The organism is Bremerella sp. JC817, from assembly GCF_040718835.1.
Classification (GTDB): Bacteria; Planctomycetota; Planctomycetia; order Pirellulales; family Pirellulaceae; genus Bremerella.
The window spans coordinates 1-663 of sequence record NZ_JBFEFG010000181.1 but is presented as its reverse complement, the minus strand read 5'-3'; the positions used below and the strand labels follow the sequence as shown (position 1 = coordinate 663).

Annotated in this window: 1 protein-coding gene; it reads left to right on the top strand. The window is 52.6% G+C overall.

The genetic code is table 11. The features are described 5' to 3' along the window. Nucleotides 1-287 precede the first annotated feature (287 nt). The coding region (locus AB1L30_RS00870; protein ID WP_367011451.1) for a DUF1559 domain-containing protein at nucleotides 288-663 on the top strand (376 nt) is incomplete at its 3' end.

Sequence of the window (663 nt, the reverse complement as noted above, 5' to 3'; positions counted from 1 at the left end):
CCCCTTTTTTTAATTATACGGCGACCACCGATATATAAACAAATTCGCCTACACTGTTTCCCTACACTACGCTGTTCCGATGTGGATGGCATCCACTGCCGAAGGCGGCGGGGAATTACTCATCTTATCGCACCCGTTGATCCTCGTCTGCGGCCGGCGAATTTGTGGTATATGTTATTCATGCGAAGCCGTTTTCCTTCTCCCGCTTGAGCGATATCTGATCATAAAAAAACGCCGCGAGATCTCGCGGCGTTTTTCCCAATACGCCGTTGAGGGAACCTATAACAATGGTTCGTACAACGGAACAAGCCCGCGAAGCGGCTCGACGAATGCAATGCACCAATCACCTGAAACAGATTGGCCTGGCACTCCACAACCATCACGACACCTTCCAACGCTTTACCCAGGTGGCGCCCAGGATCAACCTCCGTTTGGTGTTGACGCCGCCAATACCACAAACTGGGGCAGTTCGTGGTTGGTCTACATCTTGCCTTATGTCGAAGAGACCGGTCAGGTCGAGCAGTTCCAGCACGTCGGTGATCACCGCCTTGCGCAACCTGAAACAAATCGGTCTCGCCGTCCATAACTTCCACGATACGTTCGGCGAGTTGCCACCATCTCGTATCAAGTACGAATACCTTGGCTGGTCCGCGGTCATTCTGC